This is a genomic window from Senegalimassilia sp. (genome assembly GCF_977052095.1).
In genome coordinates this window covers 12,567-34,840 of sequence record NZ_CDRSTZ010000017.1, presented here as the reverse complement: position 1 = coordinate 34,840, position 22,274 = coordinate 12,567, and the positions used below count along the sequence as shown (strand labels likewise).

At 58.5% G+C, this 22,274-nt stretch carries 16 protein-coding genes; 13 read left to right on the top strand and 3 right to left on the bottom strand.

Annotation, left to right across the window (positions count from 1 at the left end; all coding sequences use genetic code 11):
* From ilvB to ACWI6D_RS05000, 5 genes are all read left to right on the top strand, one after another.
* A partial coding sequence (gene ilvB, locus ACWI6D_RS05020) for a biosynthetic-type acetolactate synthase large subunit (RefSeq protein ID WP_449133886.1) occupies positions 1-1,827 on the top strand: 1,827 nt, incomplete at its 5' end.
* Complete coding sequence (gene ilvN, locus ACWI6D_RS05015; protein ID WP_129424474.1) at positions 1,824-2,309, top strand: acetolactate synthase small subunit; 486 nt, start codon at positions 1,824-1,826, stop codon at positions 2,307-2,309. The genes ilvB and ilvN, both read left to right, overlap by 4 nt.
* A 154-nt stretch (positions 2,310-2,463) precedes the next feature.
* A complete protein-coding gene (gene ilvC / locus ACWI6D_RS05010; protein ID WP_302937505.1) occupies positions 2,464-3,468 on the top strand; it encodes a ketol-acid reductoisomerase in 1,005 nt (334 codons plus the stop codon).
* 398 nt (positions 3,469-3,866) lie between these two features.
* The gene (gene serA / locus ACWI6D_RS05005; protein ID WP_129424478.1) at positions 3,867-5,447 is read left to right on the top strand and encodes a phosphoglycerate dehydrogenase; all 1,581 of its coding nucleotides are present in this window, start codon (positions 3,867-3,869) and stop codon (positions 5,445-5,447) included.
* 265 nt (positions 5,448-5,712) lie between these two features.
* Entirely contained in the window at positions 5,713-7,245 is a 1,533-nt protein-coding gene (locus ACWI6D_RS05000) for a 2-isopropylmalate synthase (protein ID WP_449133885.1), read from the top strand.
* 156 nt (positions 7,246-7,401) lie between these two features.
* Here ACWI6D_RS05000 and ACWI6D_RS04995 read toward each other — a convergent pair whose 3' ends face one another.
* Positions 7,402-8,055, bottom strand: coding sequence for a TetR/AcrR family transcriptional regulator C-terminal domain-containing protein (locus ACWI6D_RS04995; protein WP_303251325.1), 654 nt, complete (start codon positions 8,053-8,055; stop codon positions 7,402-7,404).
* A 425-nt stretch (positions 8,056-8,480) separates the two neighbouring features.
* Here ACWI6D_RS04995 and ACWI6D_RS04990 point away from each other — a divergent pair, with 425 nt between their 5' ends.
* Complete coding sequence (locus ACWI6D_RS04990) at positions 8,481-10,562, top strand: oxidoreductase (protein WP_449133884.1); 2,082 nt, start codon at positions 8,481-8,483, stop codon at positions 10,560-10,562.
* A gap of 170 nt (positions 10,563-10,732) precedes the next feature.
* On the top strand, positions 10,733-11,917 hold the full coding sequence (locus ACWI6D_RS04985; protein ID WP_302937516.1) for an acyl-CoA dehydrogenase family protein: 1,185 nt from the start codon (positions 10,733-10,735) through the stop codon (positions 11,915-11,917).
* 172 nt (positions 11,918-12,089) lie between these two features.
* On the opposite strand, the gene ACWI6D_RS04980 is transcribed toward ACWI6D_RS04985, so the two are convergent.
* Positions 12,090-12,875 (bottom strand): hypothetical protein, encoded by a 786-nt coding sequence (locus tag ACWI6D_RS04980; RefSeq protein WP_288284432.1) that lies wholly within the window; start codon positions 12,873-12,875, stop codon positions 12,090-12,092.
* Between the two features lie 439 nt (positions 12,876-13,314).
* Here ACWI6D_RS04980 and ACWI6D_RS04975 point away from each other — a divergent pair, with 439 nt between their 5' ends.
* The 6 genes from ACWI6D_RS04975 (at position 13,315) to ACWI6D_RS04950 (ending at position 20,202) form a co-directional block, all read left to right on the top strand.
* On the top strand, positions 13,315-14,073 hold the full coding sequence (locus tag ACWI6D_RS04975) for an electron transfer flavoprotein subunit beta/FixA family protein (protein WP_449133883.1): 759 nt from the start codon (positions 13,315-13,317) through the stop codon (positions 14,071-14,073).
* A gap of 59 nt (positions 14,074-14,132) precedes the next feature.
* A complete protein-coding gene (locus tag ACWI6D_RS04970; RefSeq protein WP_449133882.1) occupies positions 14,133-15,113 on the top strand; it encodes an electron transfer flavoprotein subunit alpha/FixB family protein in 981 nt (326 codons plus the stop codon).
* 67 nt (positions 15,114-15,180) lie between these two features.
* Positions 15,181-17,244, top strand: coding sequence for a heterodisulfide reductase-related iron-sulfur binding cluster (locus ACWI6D_RS04965; RefSeq protein ID WP_449133881.1), 2,064 nt, complete (start codon positions 15,181-15,183; stop codon positions 17,242-17,244).
* Positions 17,244-18,152: an NUDIX hydrolase gene (locus ACWI6D_RS04960; protein WP_449133880.1), complete on the top strand. Its 909-nt coding sequence runs from the start codon at positions 17,244-17,246 to the stop codon at positions 18,150-18,152. Before ACWI6D_RS04965 ends, ACWI6D_RS04960 begins: the two co-directional genes overlap by 1 nt.
* Positions 18,149-18,952 carry an MBL fold metallo-hydrolase gene (locus ACWI6D_RS04955; protein WP_449133879.1) on the top strand — a complete coding sequence of 268 codons (804 nt, stop codon included), beginning with the start codon at positions 18,149-18,151 and terminating at the stop codon, positions 18,950-18,952. The genes ACWI6D_RS04960 and ACWI6D_RS04955 overlap by 4 nt, the downstream gene beginning before the upstream one ends.
* Positions 18,953-19,056: 104 nt before the next feature.
* Positions 19,057-20,202: an acyl-CoA dehydrogenase family protein gene (locus ACWI6D_RS04950; protein WP_302718394.1), complete on the top strand. Its 1,146-nt coding sequence runs from the start codon at positions 19,057-19,059 to the stop codon at positions 20,200-20,202.
* A 295-nt stretch (positions 20,203-20,497) separates the two neighbouring features.
* Here the strand turns inward: ACWI6D_RS04950 and fadK are convergent, their stop codons facing one another.
* Complete coding sequence (fadK, locus tag ACWI6D_RS04945) at positions 20,498-22,174, bottom strand: medium-chain fatty-acid--CoA ligase (RefSeq protein WP_449133878.1); 1,677 nt, start codon at positions 22,172-22,174, stop codon at positions 20,498-20,500.
* Between the last annotated feature and the right edge of the window lie 100 nt (positions 22,175-22,274).

The following is a 22,274-nucleotide window of genomic DNA, read 5'->3' as shown; positions in this document are numbered from 1 at the left end:
GTCGACCTCATCTTCGGTTACCCCGGCGGTCAGGCCATCAAAATCTACGACGCGCTGTACGACAGCAAGCAGCTGCACCATGTGCTCGCTCGTCACGAGCAGGGCGCCGTGCACGAGGCCGACGGCTATGCGCGCGCCACGGGCAACGTCGGCGTCGTCATCGTCACGTCCGGCCCCGGCGCCACGAACACCGTCACCGGCATCGCCACGGCTTACATGGACTCCGTGCCGCTCGTGGTCATCACCGGCCAGGTGCCGCGCGGCGTCATCGGCACGGACAGCTTCCAGGAATCCGACATCGTCGGCATCACCATGCCGGTGGTGAAGCACTCGTTCCTGCTACAGTCCACCGACGAGCTCACCACCACGTTCCGCGAGGCGTTCCACATCGCCGCCTCCGGCCGTCCCGGCCCCGTGCTCATCGACATCCCCTCCGACATCCTGTCCGAGAAGATGATCTTCAACTATCCCGACAAGGTGAACCTGCCGTCGTATCGTCCCACGTACCGCGGCAACGCCAAGCAAATCCGCGCGGCCGTGCAGCGCATCGCCCGTGCCCAGCGCCCCGTGCTCTACGTCGGCGGCGGCATCATCAGCTCGAACGCCACCGACGAGCTCGTGGAGCTGGCCAACTCGCTTCAGCTGCCCGTCGTCACCACGCTCATGGGCAAAGGCGCGTTCCCGGCATCGAACCCGCTGAATTTCGGCCCGGTGGGCATGCACGGCTCGAAGTACGCCAACCTTGCCATGACGGAATCCGACCTCATCATCGCCTGCGGCGCGCGCTTCTCCGACCGCGTCACCGGCAAGCTGTCCGAGTTCGCGCCGCACGCCGATGTCATCCACATCGACATCGACCCGGCCGAGATCGGCAAGATCCGCGAGGTGCAGATCCCCATCGTCGGCGACCTCAAGGGCGTGCTTTCAGGCATCAACGAGGCCGTGAAGAAGTCGGGCGCCACGCCCATCACCGGCCCGTGGCTCGAGCAGATCGCCGAATGGCGCCAGCGCTTCCCGTTCTATCACAGCGACATCGCCGAGGTTCCCGGCAAGATCGTGCCCGAACTGGTCATGCAGAAGCTCTCGCGCAAGCTCGACCCGGAAAAGTCCGTCGTCGTCACCGAGGTCGGCCAGCACCAGATGTGGGCTGCCCAGTTCATCGACCGCGAGTGCCCGCGCACGTTCTTGTCCTCCGGCGGCCTTGGCACCATGGGATTCGGCTTCCCGGCTGCCATCGGCGCGGCGTTCGGCTGCCCCGACAAGCAGGTCGTCTGCATCGCTGGCGACGGTTCGTTCCAGATGAACAGCCAGGAAATGGCCACGGCCGCCATCAACGGCGTGCCCGTGAAGGTGCTCATCCTCGACAACCGCGCGCTCGGCATGGTGCATCAGTGGCAGAAGCTGTTCTACCACGAGCGCTACAGCTTCACCGAGCTGTCCGCCAACCCCGACTTCTGCAAGCTGGCCGACGCCTACAGCTGGGCAAGTCGCCGCATCGAGAAGCCCGAAGAGCTCGATGCCGCGCTTGACGAGATGCTCGCCTGCGAAGGCCCGTTCCTGCTCGACGTTGCCATTCCCGACAACCAGAACGTGTTCCCCATGGTGGCTCCCGGCTCTGCCATGAGCGACGTCATGGGCGCCATCGACGTGGCCGTCGGCGCCGTGCGCACCGACATGCCGAACCAGGCCCCGGCGCCCGCGCCGCAGAAAAGCCCGTGCGCGAAGATTGACGCGCAGTTCGGCGGCCGGTGGGAAAACGATCCCGAGGATAAAGGCCCGCGCGAAGGCGAAGCGCCCGCGGCCGACGTGGAAGGGGAAGCCCGATGAAACACATTCTGTCTGTTCTGGTTGAGAACAAGCCCGGCGTGCTCTCGCGCGTCACGGGCATGGTCTCGCGCCGCGGCTTCAACATCGATTCGCTGTCGGTCGGTCCCACCGAAGACCCCACCATGTCGCGCATCACCATCATCGTGAAGGCCGACGAGCTTGCCTACGAGCAGCTCACGAAGCAGCTCAACAAGCTCATCAGCGTCTTCAAGATCACCGACCTCACCGACGTGGCTGCCATCGAGCGTGAGCTGGTGCTGTTCAAGGTTAACGCCGCGCCCGATCGCCGCAACGAGATCATCGAGATCGCCAACGTGTTCCGCGCGAAAATCGTCGATGTGGGCCGCTCCAGCCTCACCATCGAGGCCACGGGCGACGAGTCGAAGCTCAAGGGCATGGAAGATCTCTTCCGCGCCTACGGCATCAAGGAAATCACGCGCACGGGCAAAATCGCCATGTCGCGCGCCTCGAAGGACGCCTAAGGGGGCAAGCCGTGAACGATTCGCGCCAGGCGCTGTGGCAGCGCCGCTTGCGCATGTGGGGCACTCCGTGAAGGTAGGCCGCCAGGCACTGAATCGGTAGGGTTTCACGCTATACTTACGGGTACATCAGCCAAGAAGAAAGGACATCACCACCATGGCTGTTACGATCTACTATGAAAACGACGTCGATCCGAAGATCATCCAGGGCAAGAAGGTCGCCATCATCGGCTACGGTTCTCAGGGCCATGCCCATGCGCTGAACCTCATGGACTCCGGCGTTGACGTGCGCGTTGGTCTGCGCGAAGGCTCCAAGAGCTGGGCGAAGGCTGAAGAGGCCGGCCTGAAGGTCACCACCATGGACCAGGCCGCCGAGGAAGCCGACGTGATCATGATTCTCGTTCCCGACGAGCTGCAGCCCGAGGTGTACGAGCAACACATCGCTTCTCACCTGCATGCCGGCAACACGCTTGCGTTCGCTCACGGCTTCAACATCCACTACGGCTACATCAAGGCTCCCGAGGACGTCAACGTCATCATGTGCGCCCCGAAGGGCCCGGGCCACATCGTCCGTCGCCAGTACACCGAGGGTTCCGGCGTGCCGGATCTGGCATGCGTTGCGCAGGACGCCACGGGCGACGCTTGGGACATCGTCATGTCCTACTGCTGGGGCGTCGGCGGTGCTCGTTCCGGCATCATCAAGGCCACGTTCGCCGAGGAAACCGAAGAGGACCTCTTCGGTGAGCAGGCTGTGCTGTGTGGCGGCCTCGTCGAGCTGGTGAAGGCCGGCTTCGAGACGCTGACCGAGGCAGGCTACCCGCCCGAGCTGGCTTACTTCGAGTGCTACCACGAGATGAAGATGATCGTCGACCTCATGTACGAGTCCGGCATCCACTTCATGAACTACTCCATCTCCAACACGGCCGAGTACGGCGAGTACTACGCCGGCCCGAAGGTCATCAACGAGCAGTCTCGCGAGGCCATGAAGGAGATTCTCAAGCGCATCCAGAACGGCGAGTTCGCCAAGGAGTTCGTTGCCGATTGCAAGAACAACCACAAGTGGCTGCTCGAGCAGCGTGAGGCCATCAACAACCACGAGATCGAGAAGACGGGCGCCAAGATCCGCAACATGTTCTCCTGGGTTAAGTCCGAAGAAGAGTAATTGAGTTCCGGTTGCCTGACGGCAACCGGACACTGTCGACGCTGCGGCCGCGCGTGGCGCCCCCATCTTGCCGTTCAGCTGCGCGGGCATGGCCCAAAGGCCAGCCCAGCCGAGCTGGGCGCGCCCGCTCGGGCGCATAGATGGTTTGTCAACAAGCCACTGGCTTGTTGACTCGCGACAATCTGGGGCACCACGCGCGCCCTCGCTGACTTGCTCTGCGCATCGAGTTCAACTTGGTTGCTAGTATGGCGGCCTGCAAGGCTTGGGCGTGCGATGGGGCTCTTTTGGAAAAGGTATGCTGCCTTTCTCCGAATTAAATCCCGCTGTGCGATTGCGCGGCGGGATTTTTCGTATCATGGGGGCGTATGCGATTTCACGACGAAGGGTGGTTTGCAGCCATGGCGAAAAAGGTTCTGGTTACGGAAAAGCTTGCCGAGGCGGGTCTAGCGCGCATGCGTGAAAGGGGCCTTGAAGCTGATGTCAAGTTGAAGATGTCCACAGAAGAACTCATCGCCACCATTCCGGACTACGATGCGCTTATCGTGCGCTCGGCAACGCACGTCACGCGCGAGGTCATCGAGGCCGGCAAGAAGCTGCGCATCATCGGCCGCGCGGGCGTCGGCGTCGACAACGTCGACGTGGACGCGGCTACCGAAGCGGGCGTCATCGTGTGCAACGCGCCCACGTCGAACATCGTTTCCGCAGCCGAGCAGACGATGTGCCTGCTGCTTGCCTGCGCACGCAACACCGCTCAGGCCAACGCCAGCATGCACGCGGGCGAGTGGTCGCGCGGCAAGTTCTGCGGCTCGGAGCTTTATGAGAAAACGCTGGCCATCTTCGGCCTCGGCCGCATCGGCGGCTTGGTGGCCGAGCGCGCCCGCGCCTTCGGCATGCACCTGGTCGGCTACGACCCGTACTGCAGCCCCGAGCGCGCCGAGCAGCTTGGCGTGGCGCTGTACGACAACATGGAGGACATCCTGCCGCTGGCCGACTTCATCACCGTGCACCTTCCCAAAACGGAAGAGACCATCGGCATGTTCGGCCCCGACCAGTACGCGGCCATGAAAGACGGCGTCATCCTCGTCAACGTGGCGCGTGGCGGCATCTACAACGTTGATTCGCTGGCTGACTTCCTTGCTGCCGGCAAAATCGCAGCGTGCGGCATCGATGTTTTCGAAACCGAGCCGTGCACCGAAAGCCCGCTGCACGAGTTCCCGAACGCCATTCTCACGCCTCACCTGGGCGCTTACACCCGCGAGGCCCAAACGCGCGCAGGCGTGCAAATCGCCGAATACGTGGCCGCCGGCCTTGAGGGCAGCGTCGTTCCCACGGCGCTGAACATGGCGCCCGTGCCGCCTGAGGTCATGGACGCTGTCGGCCCGTATGTGCCCGCGTGCCAGATGATGGGCAGCATGCTTGCCCAGCTCGGCGGGGAAGTGCCGAAGCGCCTGTCGCTCACCGCTGCGGGCAAGGCCGCGCCTGCCGACCCCACCATCCTCGTTGCCGGCACCATGCAGGGTCTGCTTTCCTATAAGAACCTCGCCACGGTCACGCCCGTCAACGCCGAGGCCGTCGCACGCCGCCACGGCATCCACGTCGACACGGGCGCGCACGCCTCTGCCGGCGCCTACGCCTCTTCGGTCACGGTCGTCGCCGACGGCCGTGAAGTCGGCTGCACACTTTCCGGCGAAGACCAGCACGTCCGCCTCATCTCGCTGCTCGGCTACAAGGTGGACATCGCTCCGGGCCCGCAGGCGCTCATCTTCGAGTACGTTGACCGCCCCGGTCGCGTGGGCACCATCGGCTCCATCCTCGGCGACGCCGGCATCAACATCACCACCATGCAGATCGTCAACGACCCCGATGCGGGCCAGGCCATCGTGTACATGAACATCGAAGGCGAGCTTGACGACAGCGTGCTCGCGAAGCTGCGCGAAAGCCTCGAGGACCTGAAGAACCTCTGGTACGTGAAGCTCTAGGCCAGAGCACGAGCAGCCCCATCAGCTCGAATCAGCGCCCGGTATCCGGTGAAATCCGGTTACCGGGCATTTTGCGCTATCGGTATCCGTTCCACCTACCTGTTGCCCGGTCGTCCTACTCCTGAAGTCCGCCAAAAATCCGTCCCAGATCGAACATGGGCAGGTTTCGGTATATGGGTAGTGAGATGCTCGGACTTTTCGGGGTTGAAATGCCGCGAATGTACTAGAATAAATGCACTCTGCAAGTAACCCGAAAGGAACAGAAATGACGCGCAAGATCGCAATTTTCGACACGACGCTGCGCGACGGCGAGCAATCGCCGGGCGCTTCCATGAACACCGAGGAAAAGCTAGTTGTCGCGCGTCAGCTGCTACGTTTGAACGTGGACGTCATCGAAGCTGGATTCCCCATTTCCAGCCCTGGTGATTTCGAGAGCGTCCGCCGCATTGCCGAGCTGGCTGGCGACGACGCAACGGTCGTGGGCCTGACCCGCGCCGTTGAGAAGGACATCGACCGCGCGGCCGAGGCGCTCAAGTACGCCAAGCGCCCCCGCATCCACACCGGCATCGGCGTCAGCCCCAGCCACATGCACGACAAGCTGCGCATCACCGAGGACCAGTGCATCGAGCGCGCCGTGGCCGCCGTCTCCTACGCGAAGAAGTACGTCGAGGACGTGCAGTTCTACGCCGAGGACGCAGGCCGCGCTGATTACGCGTTCCTCGCCAAGGTCATCCAGGCCGTTATCGAGGCCGGCGCCACCGTCGTGAACATCCCCGACACCACCGGCTACAGCCTGCCCGACGAGTTCGGCCAGCGCATCAAGTACCTCATGGAGAACGTGCGCGGCATCGAAAACGCCACGGTATCCGTCCACTGCCACAACGACCTGGGCATGGCAACGGCCCTGTCCCTGGCCGGCGTGCGCAACGGCGCAACGCAGGTCGAGTGCACCATCAACGGCCTCGGCGAGCGCGCGGGCAACACGGCCATGGAAGAAGTCGTCATGGGCATTCGCATGCACGGCGACGAGCTTGACGCCCACACCGACATCAACACGCGCGAGTTCATCAAGGCTTCGCGCCTCGCGTCGTCCATCACCGGCATCAACGTGCAGGTCAACAAGGCCATCGTCGGCGCGAACGCCTTCGCACACTCCTCGGGCATCCATCAGGACGGCGTGCTGAAGAAGCGCGACACCTACGAGATCATCGATCCCGCCGAGGTCGGCGCCGGCCAGTCGCAGATCGTGCTCACCGCCCGCAGCGGCCATGCTGCGCTGAAGCATCGCCTCGAAGAGCTCGGCTACGAGCTTGATAAGGAACACCTTGACCGCATGTACGACGCCTTCCTCGACTTGGCCGACAAGAAGAAGGAAGTCTACGACGAAGACCTCGAGTCGCTCATGCACGAAAGCCGTCGCAACGAAACGGCGGTCTACACGCTTGAGTCCGTGCAGATTTCCTGCGGCTTCCCGCTCACGCCTACGGCAACCGTCACGCTGCGCAACGCCGCTGACCAGGTTGTCACCGCATGCGATTTCGGCACTGGCCCCATCGACGCTATGTACAAGGCCGTGAACAAGATCGTCCAGGTCGAAAACGACCTGTCCGAGTTCTCCGTGCAGTCCGTCACGCGCGGCATCGACGCCCTCGGCGAGGTCACCGTGCGCGTCACCGCCCCCGACGGGGAAGTGTACACCGGCCGCGGTGCCGACGGCGACATCGTCGTGTCGTCCGCCAAGGCATACCTGAACGCCTTGAACCGCCTCATCAACGACAAGGCGGAGCATCGCAAGTAAGTAAACGCAACGCAAACGCATTGCCAAAAGGCCTCGCAACTTGCGAGGCCTTTTCTATTCAGATATGCAATACGTCAGGCTATTTCTGATTCCGTCGCCATAAAAGAAGCGGCACCGGAATCCCGATGCCGCTTTAAGTGCCAGTATGGGCAATCCTTACAGATTGCGCCGCAGCTGCGCCTCTTTGATCTCCATCTCAAGCGAGTTATGGATGATGTTGGCGAAAGGTCCGGCATTCGCGGACAGGTGCTCAACGCTGGTCTGATCGCATCGGCGAATGAAGTAATACAGAAACGCGCACGTGTAAAACTCGGCCAAGAAGTCGATGTTGTCCTGCGGCAGATAGCGGTTCGACAAAATGATGTCGATGTCGCGCTTGATCGCGTTCACGTACAGGTTGTACAAATAGTTGCGCAGCGAGTACGGCCCGTTGTCGATCAGCGCCTCGCGATAGAAGTGACGACGGTTCTCGAGCACCTCGGCGAAGCACTCGAAGAACTCCGCATGGTCAAGCGAGCGCACGCCAGACTTCTGCGTAATATAGTAAGGGAAGTGGGAAATGGAATCCTCGCTGGGCTTTTCGTACAGCAGCACCGACTCCGAGAAGTGCTTTTTCAGAACCTGCCCCATGTCATAGCGGAAAATCCAGATGATCAGGCGATCTTTATTCTCGAAGTGATAGTAGAACGTTTTGCGGTTCTTTCCTGTTCTTTGAACGATATCGCTGATGGACACTTTCCGAAGCGGCATCTCGTCGCACAGCGAAACGAACGCATCCGCTATCAGCAACATGGTCGAAAGCGCGTTCATAGGACAGCTCCTCTCTGTTTGTAGCGTCTTCCCGCATCGCGCAAGCCCATTGTATAGGTCGCAGATATGAATTACTAGGACATATTTGGAATAATGAGTAATTGCACGTTCTGAGTATACGTGCCGAATTACCAGAATGGTCAAGAGAAACGGGAAAACTCGTCACCAAAACCTATAAATATGTGAGTGTTGCCTATACAAAAACACACACAATCTCATTTCTGTCCATCGCACGCTAGAAATCAAGTCCGTAGAATACAACCAGAAGGTAACGAGAAGAGGTTTGAGGATAATCCGATGGCCGAAACTTGTTGAATTGGGTAACAGTGCAAAGGTAAGCAGACGAGCTCAGCTTTACACCATTCTCAGACGAGGAAGCCCAAACCTTTAACGCTCACTAGCATCATTCGGAAAGGAGCTGTGCTGTGGCAAAGTACCAGAAATTGCTGGAGCCCCTCAAGATCGGTAACGTGGAGCTGAAGAACCGCTTCGTCATGCTGCCGATGACCATCGAGAAGGTAGACAACTACCATGTCACCGATGACTTGGTGGACTTCTACGAGAAGCGCGCTGAGGGCGGTGTCGGCCTGGTTGAAATCGGTTCTGCATACGTGTGCGACTGCTTTAACACCACGCCGAAGTATCACACCACCACCGGTGCTTGCGGCATCTGGGACGACGAGTTCATCCCCGGCTTCAAGCGCGTTGCCGATGTGTGCCACAAGCATGGTTCCAAGGTTGCCGCTCAGCTGCAGCTCTGCTACGAGTGGCGTGCCACGGGCGACGATCCGCTGCTGTCCTACTCTCCTTCGAAGGACGTCATGAGCGGCCCGTTCGTCGGTATGCCCGAGCGTGAGTTCACCAAGGAAGAAATCGCCATCCTGGTCGACCAGTACGGCGCTGCTGCAAAGCGCTGCAAGGAAGCCGGCATCGACATCATCGAGATTCATGCAGGCATCGGCTACATGGTCATGCGCTTCCTGTCGAAGTACTCCAACCATCGTACCGACGAGTATGGCGGATCTCCTGAGAACCGCGCTCGTCTGCTGACCGAGATCATCGACAAGATCCATGAGACCTGCGGCGCTGACATGCCCATCCTCATCCGTATCTCCGCCGACGACCTTATGCCTGGTGGCAACCGCATCGAGGACACCCTCGAGCTCGTGCCGATCATCGAGAAGCACGGTGTGGACGCTTGGTCCGTGCAGGCTGGCTTCCATGAGGCTCCTCGCCCCGTTGCTAACCAGATCGTTCCCGAAGGCGAGTTCATCGATTTGGCCAAGCAGGTCAAGACGGTCACGAACAAGCCTGTCTTCCCTGGCACCCGTATCAACACGCTTGATATGTGCGACAAGATCATGAACGAGGGCTACGGCGACGCCGTCGGCATGGGCCGTCAGTTCATCGCCGATCCGGAGACCGCCAACAAGGTTGCCGCTGGTCATCCCGAGCAGGTTCGTCCTTGCATCGTGTGCAGCCGCTGCCTCGACAACATCTTCATCGGCAAGCCGTGCCAGTGTTCCGTCAACGCTCATGTGTGGCAGGGCGTCAAGGTCGGCACTCCTGAAGAGCATCCGGCCGAGAAGCAGAAGCACGTGGTCGTCATCGGTGCCGGCCCTGGCGGTTGCGAAGCTGCTCGCGTTGCAGCCATCCGCGGCCACAAGGTCACGCTGATCGACAAGAGCGACCGCGTCGGCGGCCTGCTGAACATGGCTCAGGTCCTCAATGCGAAGATCGAGCCCCTCGTGAAATACTGGAACGAGGAGATTAAGCTGCATCCCAACATCGAGCTGAAGCTCAACACGAAGGTCGATGCTGCTGCTGTTAAGGCTCTCAACCCCGACGAGGTTATCGTTTCTCCTGGTGGCGGCATCATCGCTCTGGATGTGCCCGGCATCAACGGCAAGAACGTCGTTAAGTCCGAGGACATCAAAGAGATGTGCGCCGGCAAGGTTCCCGAGGGCAAGGGCATGCTGTGGAAGGCAGCCGTTGCAGCCATCAAGGCTCAGGGCGGCACCGTTGAGTTCATGCGCTTCGGCCTGAACATGGCATCGGGCCCGACCGCAATCGTCGGCAAGCGCGTCGTGGTTATCGGCGGCGGCTTCGCCGGCCTGGAAGTTGCTGAGGCTATGTGCGAGAACCGTCAGATCACGGTCATCGAGGAAGCCAAGAAGCTCGGTAACGGCATTGGCATTATCGACAAGAACCCCACTATCAACCTGGTCAAGTCCAAGGGCGTCAAGCTCATGCCGCTGACCAAGCTGGTCGAGGTCACCAAGAAGGGTGCCAAGGTCCAGAACGTCGAAACCGGCGAAGAGACCCTGCTCGAGTGCGATACCGTCCTTACGTCCCTCGGCGTTGAGCAGAACACTGCTCTGTACGACGAAATCAAGGCCGTGTTCCCGAACGCCATCCTCATCGGCGACGCTACCACGCCTGCTGGCAAGGTTTTCCGTACGCTCGAGGCTGTCAAGGGCGGCTACGAAGCGGCTATGTCCATCTAGCATCCGCTCTCGCAACCTTCCGCTTAGGTTCGTTGCATGACATTTAGCGAGGCATCTGCCTCAATCCCTGAGGGGATGCCTCGCATTCACATTCTTTTGGTTCAAACACTGTAAGTGTTTTGAATAAAGGTAGGTAAGTAGTTCCCAGTTAGTTTCCTTAAGGAGGAAAAATGGATTACAGCTACACCCCGGAACAACTTGAGATCAAGCGCGGCATTCGTGAGTGGGGCAAGAAGCACCTCACCGAGGAGGCAATCGCTGCCGGTTATAAGAACCGTGGCATCGCTCCTGAGATCGCTAAGTCCTGGGTTGACGAGGGCTGGGGTCTGTATGGCCTGCCCGAGGAGTACGGTGGAAAGCCGGTCGACCATCAGACGATGGCAATGATCATTGAAGAGCTGAACCACTGCGGCGGCAACATCCCCATGGCTCCCAATCTGCTCATCATGTTCGACATGTGCGAGTTTGGTAACCCTGAGCAGGTTAAGTACGCCATCGACTACTACAAGGAGAACGGCTACCCGCCGTACTGCCTGGCCATCTCCGAGCCCGGCGCTGGCTCCGACAACCAGGGCATGACCACCACCGCCACGAAGGGCGAGGATGGCAAGATTCACATCAACGGCACCAAGACGTGGGTGACCTCTGGTGAGACCGCTGGCGGCTTCATCGTCGTGTGCAAGGACGAGGATCCTTCTCGCGAGAACAAGAACATGTCCATGTACCTGGTTCCCTCTGACGCCAAGGGCGTTACCATCGAGCCGCTGAACAAGATCGGCATGCAGATCATGCCCTTCTCCATGATCCACTTCGACGACGTGACCGTCGACGAGGACCAGCTGCTCGGCATCAAGGGCAAGGGCTTCTATCAGCTGATGAAGAACTTCGAGTGGGAGCGCTGCGTGCTTCTGGCAGAGCTGCTCGGCGAGGCTCAGGCTGCCATGGAAGACGCCTGCGCTTGGGTCAACGATCGTCAGCAGTTCGGCAAGGGCATCAAGACCTTCCAGCTGGTGCAGGAGCACATCGTTGAGATGCAGATCGAGCTCACCAACACCCGTAACTTCCTGTATCGTACCTGCTGGAAGCTGGACAACGGCATTCCGGTCAACAACGATGCTGCTATGCTGAAGCGCTATGGTGCTCCGGGCCTGACCGACTGCTGCTCTCGCGCTCTGCAGCTCATGGGTGGCCTTGGCTTCACGGATGAGACCCGCGTGTCTCGCCTCATGCTCGACTGCCGTGGCTTCCAGATCGGTGGCGGCACCGTCGAGATCATGGTGCACATCTCCGGCCGTGGCATCCTCAAGGAGTACGCTAAGGGTGCTGAGGATCCCGATTACCTGTGGACCCTGTAAAGCTGCCTAGCGAATTTCGCTTGATAGCTGCGTAAGCTGTTAAAGCTTGCCAACCTAGAAGAACCCTGTTGCCTAGGCAACAGGGTTCTTTTTATGCGCGCAGTAACTTTTGGGCAACACAAAACCCCAAGCCTTCTGGCTTGGGGTTTGTTGATAATGAAGGAGATTATCTTTAGGCCGTAAGCTTTGCTTCTGCATCGTCGTGCTTCTTGAACTTACCGCGACGGCCGTGGCAATTCATGCCGATAGCGCGAATGCTGCAGAATTCGCGGTTGCGGCAACGTGCGCAAGCGCGTTTTCTGCCGCGCTGAGATGCATCGTACATGCCAATGACGCCCAGTGTTGCGTTTTCCGAGTTCAGCGATCCGTCATCTTCGCATGCGAAGCCTAATCTGCGTTCAGCTTGCGTGTAGAACAGCAGCTGGGTGTTCGAATCAAGCGGAAAATCGCTTTCGCCTGCTTGCAGCAGGTTGTCAATGTGCAGACCTAAAGAATGCGCTTCGTCGTTCACCTTCTCGGTGATGATTTCTTCAGCGCGCCCGCCCATGGCTTGCAGGCACGCATCGAATGCGGCGAAATCCTCCTTGTCGTGAACAAGCAGCACGCGCAGCGCTTGAATGTTTTCTGCGGTGTCAACGGCTACAGCAACCATGACGCAGTGGTTTGCGCGGCGCATGCGGTCGTATACGGCTTCGCCATGCAACACCGCCATGGTGCCGACAAGCTTGATGCCGGGCTCGGTATAATCAGGCGGAAGCGTGCAGATTGCGGGATTGAATACCTTGTACACACCTTTGGGGTGCAGCGTCTCGCAGCATCGCTTCGCAATAGGTGCGATGCGAGCCAGGACGTCCGGATCGTCTTTCACCGAATCGTCCAAAAACGCTGCTACGGTTTGATCGTCCAAAGCGTCGATCTTGCAATCGACCTCCTGTATTTGATGAGCTTGGACAGCCATAACTGCCTCTTTCATAATCGCTGGTACTATAGGGACTATGATATCAAGATTGGCCGTATGTTACTTCTTAGATTGCATTATTAAGAAGAGAATTATCAGCTATCTGCACAAAGCATGGGACAGTTCAAAAAATATGTGCATGTTTACGTTCGTACTCAGAACGTATAATAAGAACAGATTTATAGGGGATGTGGCATTGAACCGCATATGAATCGATTCCTCATGCGTTTTCACATGAAAAGCCGTTTGAGGACAGCTTACTTCCGATGAAAAATAGGATGAAACCATAGACTTGGTCAATAAATAATCGATTGTTTTCGAAGGTTGACTACACACCTGGATGTATATATCCATGTTAATCGGTCAATACCATAGATATGATGGTTTTGAATAGTACTTGCCGAATGTGCTCTGCACAAAACCACGCAAGGAGGGTGTAATGAACATCGTAGTATGCGTCAAGCAGGTTATGGACACGGAGGCTCTTATCGAGCTCGATGACAGCGGCGAGGTGATTACCGAGGGTCGTACGCAAATCATCGATCCGTATGGTGAATTCGCCGTAGAAAAAGCCGTTCAGCTGAAAGAACAACTTGGCGGGGAAGTTACCTGCCTATGCTATGGCGACGATGGTTGCACGTCGGCCATTCGACACGCGCTTGCTATGGGTGCCGACAAGGCGGTGCTCATCGAAGACGATGCATGGCGCTCAGTTGACGCTGCGCAGTGCGCGGCGGAGCTTGCCGGCGCCCTCAAGGGTCTGTCTGCCGACCTCATCATGGGCGGATGGACGTCGGGCGATACGGCAAGTGCTCAAGTTATGGGCCGCCTTTCCGCTCTTCTCGATATTCCCCTTGCGAATATGGTTACCGGCTTGGAGGCAACCGCTGATGGCGTGAAAGCCTCTTGCGAAATCGACGACGGTGTTGAAATCTGCGAGTACAAACTGCCGGTCATCATCGCTGCTCAGCAGGGTTTGGCTGAGCCTCGCTATCCTTCCGTCCGCGATGTTATGCAGGCTCGTCGCAAGCCTATCGAGCGCAAGGCCCCTGCGGGTGGCTCTCAGCCGGTGCTTGCGGTTGCGGGTCGCGATCTCAAAGGCGCCCGCAGCGGCGGTCGCATCATCGAAGGCGATACGGTTGCCGATGCGGTTGCTCAGGCGGCATCGCTGCTTCGCTCCGAGGCTAAGGTCATTTAACGCTAGCCGTTTCCCTCATTTCAGGTATAGGTGCATAACTCGAGAGGAAGGTTGTCCTCATGTCAGGTGTATGGGTTGGTCTTGAAACGAATAACGGCGAGCTTCGAAGCGTCGCCTTTGAAATGCTTACGGCCGCGCGCCGCCTTGCTGATGCATCGGGCGCTCAGGTGTGCGCCCTTGTGTGGGGCGAAGGCGCTCAGGACAGCGCAAAGGCGCTTGGCGAATGCGGTGCCGATAGCGTGGTGGTTGTAGAGCTCAGCGGCGATGCATCGGCTCGCCCTGCTGAGGTGAGCGCTGCGTTGGCTCAGCTGGCTGCGGAGCAGAATCCCTCCGTGGTGCTTCTTGCCGACGGCGCTTTCTCGCGCTCGGTTGCTCCTGCTTTGGCACAGAGGCTCTCGGCTTCTTTCGTCGCCGATGTCATCGATGTGGCATTCGACGGAAAGCCGGTCTTTACGCGCCTGCCGTATTCTGGCAAGGTCATCGAACGCGTCGCACCTACAGATGCTTCCGCGCTCACCATCGCTTCCATTCGTCCGAAGGCCTTTGAGGCCGCGCAGCCCGAAGAGGGCCGCACCGCCGGCGTCAGCACGTTCGCGGCTTCTCCCGTTGCAGCCGCACGTGTGCTGCAAGACGTCGTGCGCGCGGTTTCCGAGCGCGTCGATCTGTCTGAGGCCGACGTCGTTGTTTCCGGCGGCCGTGGTCTTAAGGGCCCCGAAGGCTTCAAGGTGCTCGAAGAGCTTGCCGATGTGCTTGGCGCTGCAATCGGCGCTTCGCGTCCGGCTATCGATGAGGGCTGGATCGATGCTCAGTACCAGGTCGGCCAAACGGGGAAAACGGTTGCTCCTTCGCTGTACATCGCATGCGGCATTTCGGGCTCTATCCAGCACATGGCCGGTATTTCCGCTTCCAAGTACATCGTTGCCATCAACAAAGATCCCGAGGCCGAGATTTTCGCGCAGGCCGATTACGGCATCGTTGCCGACCTGTTCGAAGCGGTACCGCTGCTCACGCAGCAGATGCGCGACATGCTGCAGGCATAAAGCTTGCGCGTAGCGCACATTTTCAAAGGTAGGAAGTTCATTTCGTTCGCAACTAAGGAAGGCATACATGGAAGAAACAGCATCGCGCGAGGTAATGTGGAATATTAGCCACTCCCTCACATGGGTAATGTATCTGCTGTTCTTGGTTGCGCTCGGATTCTGCGTGTACTTTTTGGTGAAGCGTTGGCGCCTCATGTCTATCGGCACTCCCGTTGATCGCACCAGCAACTGGAAAGCTCGTGCAAAAGGCATGATCGTCGACGCTTTGCTTCAGCTTCGCGTGTTGAAAAAGCCTGGCGCGGGCATCATGCACCTCGGCATGTACGTGGGCATGATCATCATGCTTATTGCAACGGCTGTTACCGCTGCTCAGTTTGACCTGGGAATTCAGCTGCTGTACGGCGATTTCTACCTGTATTTCATGTCGCTTGTCGTTGATTTGGCGGGCCTTGCGTTCTGTATTGCCATTGTTGCATGCATCATCCGACGCATCGTGAACAAAAAGCTCGACACGAAGCCAGGCGATATCATCGTGCTGGTTCTGCTGCTGGTCATCGGCATGAGCGGTTTCGTGGTGGAAGGCCTGCGCATTGTGGGCACCGACGATCCGTGGCGCGCATGGTCGCCTATTGGCAACATGGTGTCCATGTTGTTTGTGAACTTCTCGCAGGATCAAATTCAGCTGACGCATCAAATTATCTGGTGGAGCCATATGGGCATGGCCTTTGCTCTTATCGCGTACTGGATGTATTCGAAGCTCGTCCATGTTCTGCTCATGCCCGCCGATGTGTGGTGCCGCTCGCTTGAACCGAAGGGCACGCTGCCTTACATCGACGTCGAGGACGAAAACCTCACCACCATGGGCGTTGGCGTGTTGGAGGACTTCACGTGGAAAGATCTGCTTGATGCCGAAGCGTGCATTCGCTGCGGCAGGTGCGAGGACGTGTGTCCTGCGTTCAATACCGACAAGGCCCTCTCTCCGAAAGATCTCATCCAATCGATGCGCAGCGAGCTTGAGGTCCGTGGTCCTATCGTGTGGAAGGCGAAGCACGACGGCGCGAAGCGCGACGATATGGGAGCGTACGTCACCGCCGAAGGCGAGCCCTATCCCTTTAGCGATCAGCAGCAGGTCACGCTCGATCGCACGCTGGTAGGTGATGCGTTCAACAGCCAAGCGCTGTGGGACTGCACCACGTGCGGCGCTTGCATGGCGGCATGCCCCACGCTGGTGGAACACACGCCGAAGATCGTGAAAATGCGCACGTATCAGGTGTCCATGGAAAGCGCTTTCCCGCCCGAAGCACAGGCAACGTTCAGGAACCTCGAGAACAACGGCAACCCTTGGGGCCTTGGCTGGCAGACCCGCTCGAAGTGGGCGGAAGAGCTCGATGTCCCCACGCTTGCCGAGAATCCCGATGCGGAGTATCTGTACTGGCCTGGTTGCTCCGGTGCGTTCGATGCCCGCAGCCGTAAGGTTTCGGTGGCGCTTGTGGGCTTGCTGAAGAAGGCTGGCGTGAATTTCGCCATCCTTGGTAGCGAGGAGAAATGCTGCGGCGATTCTGCGCGCCGCATGGGTAACGAGTTCGTGTACTACATGCTTGCGTCTGAGAATATCGCCACGTTGCAGTCGTATGGCGTGAAGAAGATTATCGTGCAGTGCCCCCACTGCATGCAAACCCTGTCGCGCGATTACCCGCAGCTTGGCGGCAATTTCGAGGTCATTCACCATTCTCAGTTGCTCGCACAGCTTGTCCGCGAGGGCAAATTGCAATGCGCGGCTTCGGGCGATAAGAAGATCGCCGTGCACGATTCCTGCTACCTTGGCAGGTACCAGGACGAATACGAGGCTCCTCGCGCCGTGGTAAGTGCTGCCGGCGGGGAAGTGGTCGAATTCGAGCGGTCTCACGAGAAGAGTTTCTGCTGCGGTGCTGGTGGCGGTCGTATGTGGCTTGAGGACAAATCTGGCAAGCGCATGGGCGACGAGCGCGCCAAGCAGGCTTTGGCTACATCATGCGACGAAGTTGCAACGTCGTGCCCGTTCTGCCTCACTATGCTCAGCGACGGCATGGCGGCATGCGAAAGCGAGACGAAGGTTCGCGATATCGCAGAGATTTTGGCTCAGGTGCAGTGATGATGAACGAGTCGCGAGTGCTGGGCATAACCGATGTGCTTTCGCAGGGGTCGCAGCTTGAATACACTGTGCCCGAAAAGTCCCTCGAGCGAGTTGGTGCATTTGTGGATGCGCAACGTTCGGGCTCCAACCAGAACGCGCCTGTCACTCCGCGGCTTTCTTCTACGGTCATGCTGCTGCGCGAGCGTGCTCATCCTCAAGATGGAAGCAGCTTTGCCGTTTTCATGCAGCAAAGAGCGTCTTCCATGGCGTTTGTTCCCGATGCCGTGGTGTTCCCCGGGGGAAGTTTCGATGCCATGGATGACACCTGCGAGATTCCCTGGGAGGGCCCTTTGCCATCGCAGTGGGCTCAACGCATGGGATGTAGCGAAGACACTGCGCGCAGGGCTTTCGTCACCGCTGCTCGCGAAGTGTTTGAAGAATCTGGCGTTTTGCTTGCCCGTCGCAAAGATGGAAGCGAGCTTCTCAACCTTGCCGGTAGCGAAGAACTGCAATCTGCGCGCTCGCTGCTTGTGGGGCGTAAGCTGGCTTTTGGCCAGTTGCTTTCCGATATGGGACTTGTGCTTTGGACGGATCTTTTCTGCCCTTGTGCTCATTGGGTAACGCCGCCAAGCGAGCCGCGTCGATACAGCACGTTCTTCTTCCGCGCAAAAATGCCGCAAGGGCAGTGCGCCGATGGGAAAACATCGGAAGCGGTTCGTACCGGTTGGGCGAACCCCGAATGGCTGCTTGAGCAGCAGCGGGCTGGAGCATTGCTCATTATGCCGCCGACTATCTCGAACTTGTGCGATTTGACTCAAGCGCAAAATGTCACGGAAGCATGCGCGCAAAGACAGACTATCCATGTGTATCCCGAACCTACAAGAAAAGAGGACGGGACGCTGGTTTTCAGGAGCGTGGTGAGATGAAGGCTCAAACGAAGTGGAACGGCGGACAGGTGGGGAATTACGCGTATTGCGTACTGGCCCACAACGAATCGCCGCTTACGTATATCGGCACGAACACCTGGGTCATTGGAGCGCCTGATGCTCCGGGTTGCGTAGTTGTTGATCCGGGCCCCGATGATGCCGATCATTTGCAGCATGTGCTCGACCATATCGCAAGCACGGGTAAGAAGCTGTCGGCCATTATCACCACGCATAGCCATGCCGACCACGCTGGCGGCGCGTTGAGCTTGTCCCTTTTGTCCGGGGCGCCTGTGCTCACGCAGGTTGATGGGTTGCTGCCGCCAGGACAGCTTTTCATTAACGACATAGGCGTCACTATCGAGGTCATTCCTTTGCCGGGACACTCAAGCGACTCAGTGGGTTTCTACGTAAAGCAAGGGAATTTCATCCTTACAGGTGATGTGATTTTCCGTCAAAGCTCAACGATGGTTTGCTGGCCCGATGGTGTGCTGGCGGCTTATATGAACAGCCTCGACAGGCTTGCGCATTTTGTTGAAAGCCATGACGTGGAGCTGCTTTTGACCGGACACGGTCTGGTGATCGAGGATCCGGAAGATCGCATTATTCGAGCTCGTGCGCATCGCATGAAGCGTTTGAACCAGGTGGTGTCTGCGGTGCGTGCTGGCATACCTGCTCAGGCGGATGCGCTTGTCGATGCTCTTTACAACGATGTTGATACAAGTCTTATGCAGGGTGCCCGCAGAAGCGTTAACGCGCAGCTGCGGTTTGCATACGACTCCGGTTTGCTCGAAGAGCACTAACTTGCTGAGAAGAGGCGCGTGCGCGTTCGACGGGACGGCGCGAGCCCCTTTTCATCAAGTAAAAGGAGCGCACACGGCGTGCGCGTTGCGAAAGGAGAAGGCACATGGCGTTACTGTACACAGAGGAGCAGAAGGAGCTCATCAAGGCCGTCCACGATGTGGCCGAGAGCGAGATCAAGCCGCACGTTGCAGCAGCCGACGAGGCGGGCAAGACTCCTGACGAACTTTGGAAGTGGGGTTTTGATCTAGGGTTGCACCTCGTGGAAATCCCCGAGGAATTCGGCGGCATGGGTCTTGATTACGAGACGTGCGCCATGATGTTCGAAGAGCTTGCCAAGGTCGACGCGGCCTACGCTGATACGTTCGTCACGAACTTCGTCGCATTCCGCAACATTCACCTGAAGGGCACCCCCGAGCAGGCTCAGCACTTCGTCGACAAAACCATCGACAACGGTTTCGCGGCGTTCTGCCTGACCGAGGCCAACGCTGGCTCCGACGTTGCCGGCATGAAGTCCACGGCTGTGCTCGATGGAGACGAGTATGTGCTCAACGGCACGAAGAGCTTCATCACGAATGGCTCTATTGCGTCTATCTACGTCATCTTCGCCAAGACCGATCCCGAGGCTCGTGGCCACGGCATCACGGCGTTTTTGGTCGACGGCGACACGCCCGGTCTTTCCGCAGGCGCCCATGAGAACAAGATGGGCTTCAGGTTGTCGGACACCACCGAAGTTATCATGGACAACGTTCGCGTGCCGAAGAGCGCTGTAATCGGCAAGCCCGGCGAGGGCATGAGCATCGCGTTGAACGCTTTGAACCTGTCTCGCGCTTTCATTTCCACGCTTGGCGTCGGCATCATGCAGCGTGCAGTCGACGAGGCTGTTACGTACGCTCAGCAGCGCAAGCAGTTTGGAAAGCGTCTTATCGACTTCCAGATGGTGCAGGCTCTGCTGGCCGACATGGCCATCAAGACCGAGGCTTCTCGCGTCATGGTGAACAACTGCATGCGCCTGATGGACAAGGGCGACTTGGTGCGCGGCGAAGGCGCCATGGTCAAGACGTTCGTCACCGATTGCATGCAGGAAGTTACTTCCAATGCGGTGCAGGTGTTCGGCGGCTATGGCTTCAGCAAGGATTACCCTGTTGAGAAGCTCATGCGCGATGCGAAGGTTTTCCAAATCTTCGAGGGCACGAACCAGATTCAGCGCATGACTATCGCGAAGAACCTGGATGCTGAATATCGTTCGTAGCGCGAAACCGACAAACGTTATCTCGCAAAAAAGCCTGAGCTCGACAACATCGTAGCGAATAACGGTCACAAAGAGCGCAATGGGAAAACGGGCCGCCGAATCATATAAGGTTTGGCGGCCCGTTCTTGTTCTATGGCGAATTTGGCGCATCTCGTGTCGATTCAAAAACGCAAGAGATAGGTAACAGGCTCTGGATGCCGTATGGGACTACAGCTTCAGGTTGAAATGCTTGTCTGCCTTTCGGGCATTAAAAAAGGGAAGCTTAGCTTCCCTTTTTTAATGCTATGCGCAAACGCTATTTCGGATCGTTCGCCATGCGCTCTTTCAGGATTTCTGCGAGCTCGAAGCGCTTCACCTTGCCCATCGGGGTCTTCGGAATCTCCGGCAGATACTCGATGCGCTCAGGCCACAGTCGCTTAGCAACGTGCTGAGAGGCCAGGTAATCGGTGATTTCCTTCAGGCTAGGCTCGTGCTCGTCGCGTGCCACAGCGAACGTGCAGATGCGCTCTCCCAGGCGCTCATCGGGCATGCCGATAGTAGCGGTCTCCAGGATGCCGGGGCACTCTACCAAGTCGTCGTCAATCTCGCGTGCCGAGATGTTCTCGCCACCGCGGATGATGATCTCCTTCTTGCGGCCGTTGATGCGCAGGCGGCCTTCCTCATCGATGTAGCCCAGGTCGCCGCTGTGGAACCAGCCGTCGTCATCAAGCGCGCGATCGGTGCGCTCAGGCTCGTTCAGATAGCCTACAAACAGGTGCGGACCCGTCGAAAGCTCTTCGCCCTGCACGCCGGCAGGAACCTCGTTGCCGTCGTTGTCCACCGTCTTGATCTCGATGCCGGGGTAGGGGATGCCGGACCAGTCGCCGCTCCATTCCTGGCACTTGTCGATCGGCACGTAAACATGCGGGCAGCTTTCCGTGGAGCCGTACACCTCGCACAGGTCGACGCCATGGAGTTTGGCGCAGTGCACAAGACGCGCCGGAACGGGAGCACCACCGCACAGCCACAGATTCAGCGTCTCAAGCTGCGGACCGTTGTCGAATTCGATGCACTTCAGGATGTCGTAGATAAACGGCGTGGAAGCCATGGTCCACGTGCAGCCTTCGCGGTTCATCAGCTCGATAGCCTCGCGCGGCGAGAACTGCTGCATCAGCACGCTGCGACCGCCCACAAGCATCGGGGCAATAAGACCATGCCAGAAACCAACGGCGTGGTTGAGCGGCGAGCAGTCGAACATGACATCGTCTTCGGTGCGACGAGCTTCGCCGGCGAAAACGCGCTCCGAGTACAGCATGTTGTTATGCGTCAGCAGTGCGGCCTTCGGCTTGCCGGTGGTGCCGGACGTCGACAGGATAACGACGACATCGTCCGAGGATACCTTGGGCACGCCCGTGTAAGGCTCATAATTGCTGCAGATGTCAGAAAGCTCGATAGTGCCGTGCTTCGCGGGCTCGAACTTGTCGTAAACCGCAATTGCTTTCAGCGAAGGCACCTGAGTCTTGACATCGATTGCCTGCTGCTCGCAGTCGGTGTTGTGGAAATACGTGGGGCAAATGAAGGCGACCGTGCTCACCAGGTTCATGATGTAGATAAGGTCGGCGTCGTTGTAGTTCTTCGGAACGGGGTGGATAACCGCGCCGACTTTCAGGCAGGCGACATACGCGATGGCGAAACCTGCCCAGTTGGGGAATTGAAGCGTTACCACGTCGCCGGTTTCAACGCCAACCTCCTTAAGCCACGATGCCAGGCGCGAAGCCTTTTCGTCGACTTCCTTGTACGTGAAACGACTGCCCTGGTCGTCTGCGACGTACTCATGATCGCCGTATTTCTCGACGGCGTTGTTCCACACGTCGAGTGCGGTTTCTTTACCCCAGTACCCCTTCTCGTAATACATTTGCTTGTGTTGCTCATTGATTTTCAGGCCTGTGATCATGCTGTCCTGTCCTTCCTCGTTGAATCGAAAAAAGTGCATGAACTACCTAGCCGCAAACCCCTCCGCGGCTTTTACAAACAAAATGAAGCTAACGTTGTCGATCGGGGCATTTCGCGAACGCCCCGATCGACGTTGTATG

Excerpts from the sequence above, each read along its gene's own strand:
- ilvN (WP_129424474.1), top strand. The coding sequence starts at position 1,824 with ATGAAACACATTCTGTCTGTTCTGGTTGAGAACAAGCCCGGCGTGCTC.
- ilvC (WP_302937505.1), top strand. The coding sequence starts at position 2,464 with ATGGCTGTTACGATCTACTATGAAAACGACGTCGATCCGAAGATCATC.
- serA (WP_129424478.1), top strand. The coding sequence starts at position 3,867 with ATGGCGAAAAAGGTTCTGGTTACGGAAAAGCTTGCCGAGGCGGGTCTA.
- ACWI6D_RS05000 (WP_449133885.1), top strand. The coding sequence starts at position 5,713 with ATGACGCGCAAGATCGCAATTTTCGACACGACGCTGCGCGACGGCGAG.
- ACWI6D_RS04995 (WP_303251325.1), bottom strand. The coding sequence starts at position 8,055 with ATGAACGCGCTTTCGACCATGTTGCTGATAGCGGATGCGTTCGTTTCG.
- ACWI6D_RS04985 (WP_302937516.1), top strand. The coding sequence starts at position 10,733 with ATGGATTACAGCTACACCCCGGAACAACTTGAGATCAAGCGCGGCATT.
- ACWI6D_RS04980 (WP_288284432.1), bottom strand. The coding sequence starts at position 12,875 with ATGGCTGTCCAAGCTCATCAAATACAGGAGGTCGATTGCAAGATCGAC.
- ACWI6D_RS04975 (WP_449133883.1), top strand. The coding sequence starts at position 13,315 with ATGAACATCGTAGTATGCGTCAAGCAGGTTATGGACACGGAGGCTCTT.
- ACWI6D_RS04970 (WP_449133882.1), top strand. The coding sequence starts at position 14,133 with ATGTCAGGTGTATGGGTTGGTCTTGAAACGAATAACGGCGAGCTTCGA.
- ACWI6D_RS04965 (WP_449133881.1), top strand. The coding sequence starts at position 15,181 with ATGGAAGAAACAGCATCGCGCGAGGTAATGTGGAATATTAGCCACTCC.
- ACWI6D_RS04960 (WP_449133880.1), top strand. The coding sequence starts at position 17,244 with ATGATGAACGAGTCGCGAGTGCTGGGCATAACCGATGTGCTTTCGCAG.
- ACWI6D_RS04955 (WP_449133879.1), top strand. The coding sequence starts at position 18,149 with ATGAAGGCTCAAACGAAGTGGAACGGCGGACAGGTGGGGAATTACGCG.
- ACWI6D_RS04950 (WP_302718394.1), top strand. The coding sequence starts at position 19,057 with ATGGCGTTACTGTACACAGAGGAGCAGAAGGAGCTCATCAAGGCCGTC.
- fadK (WP_449133878.1), bottom strand. The coding sequence starts at position 22,174 with ATGCACTTTTTTCGATTCAACGAGGAAGGACAGGACAGCATGATCACA.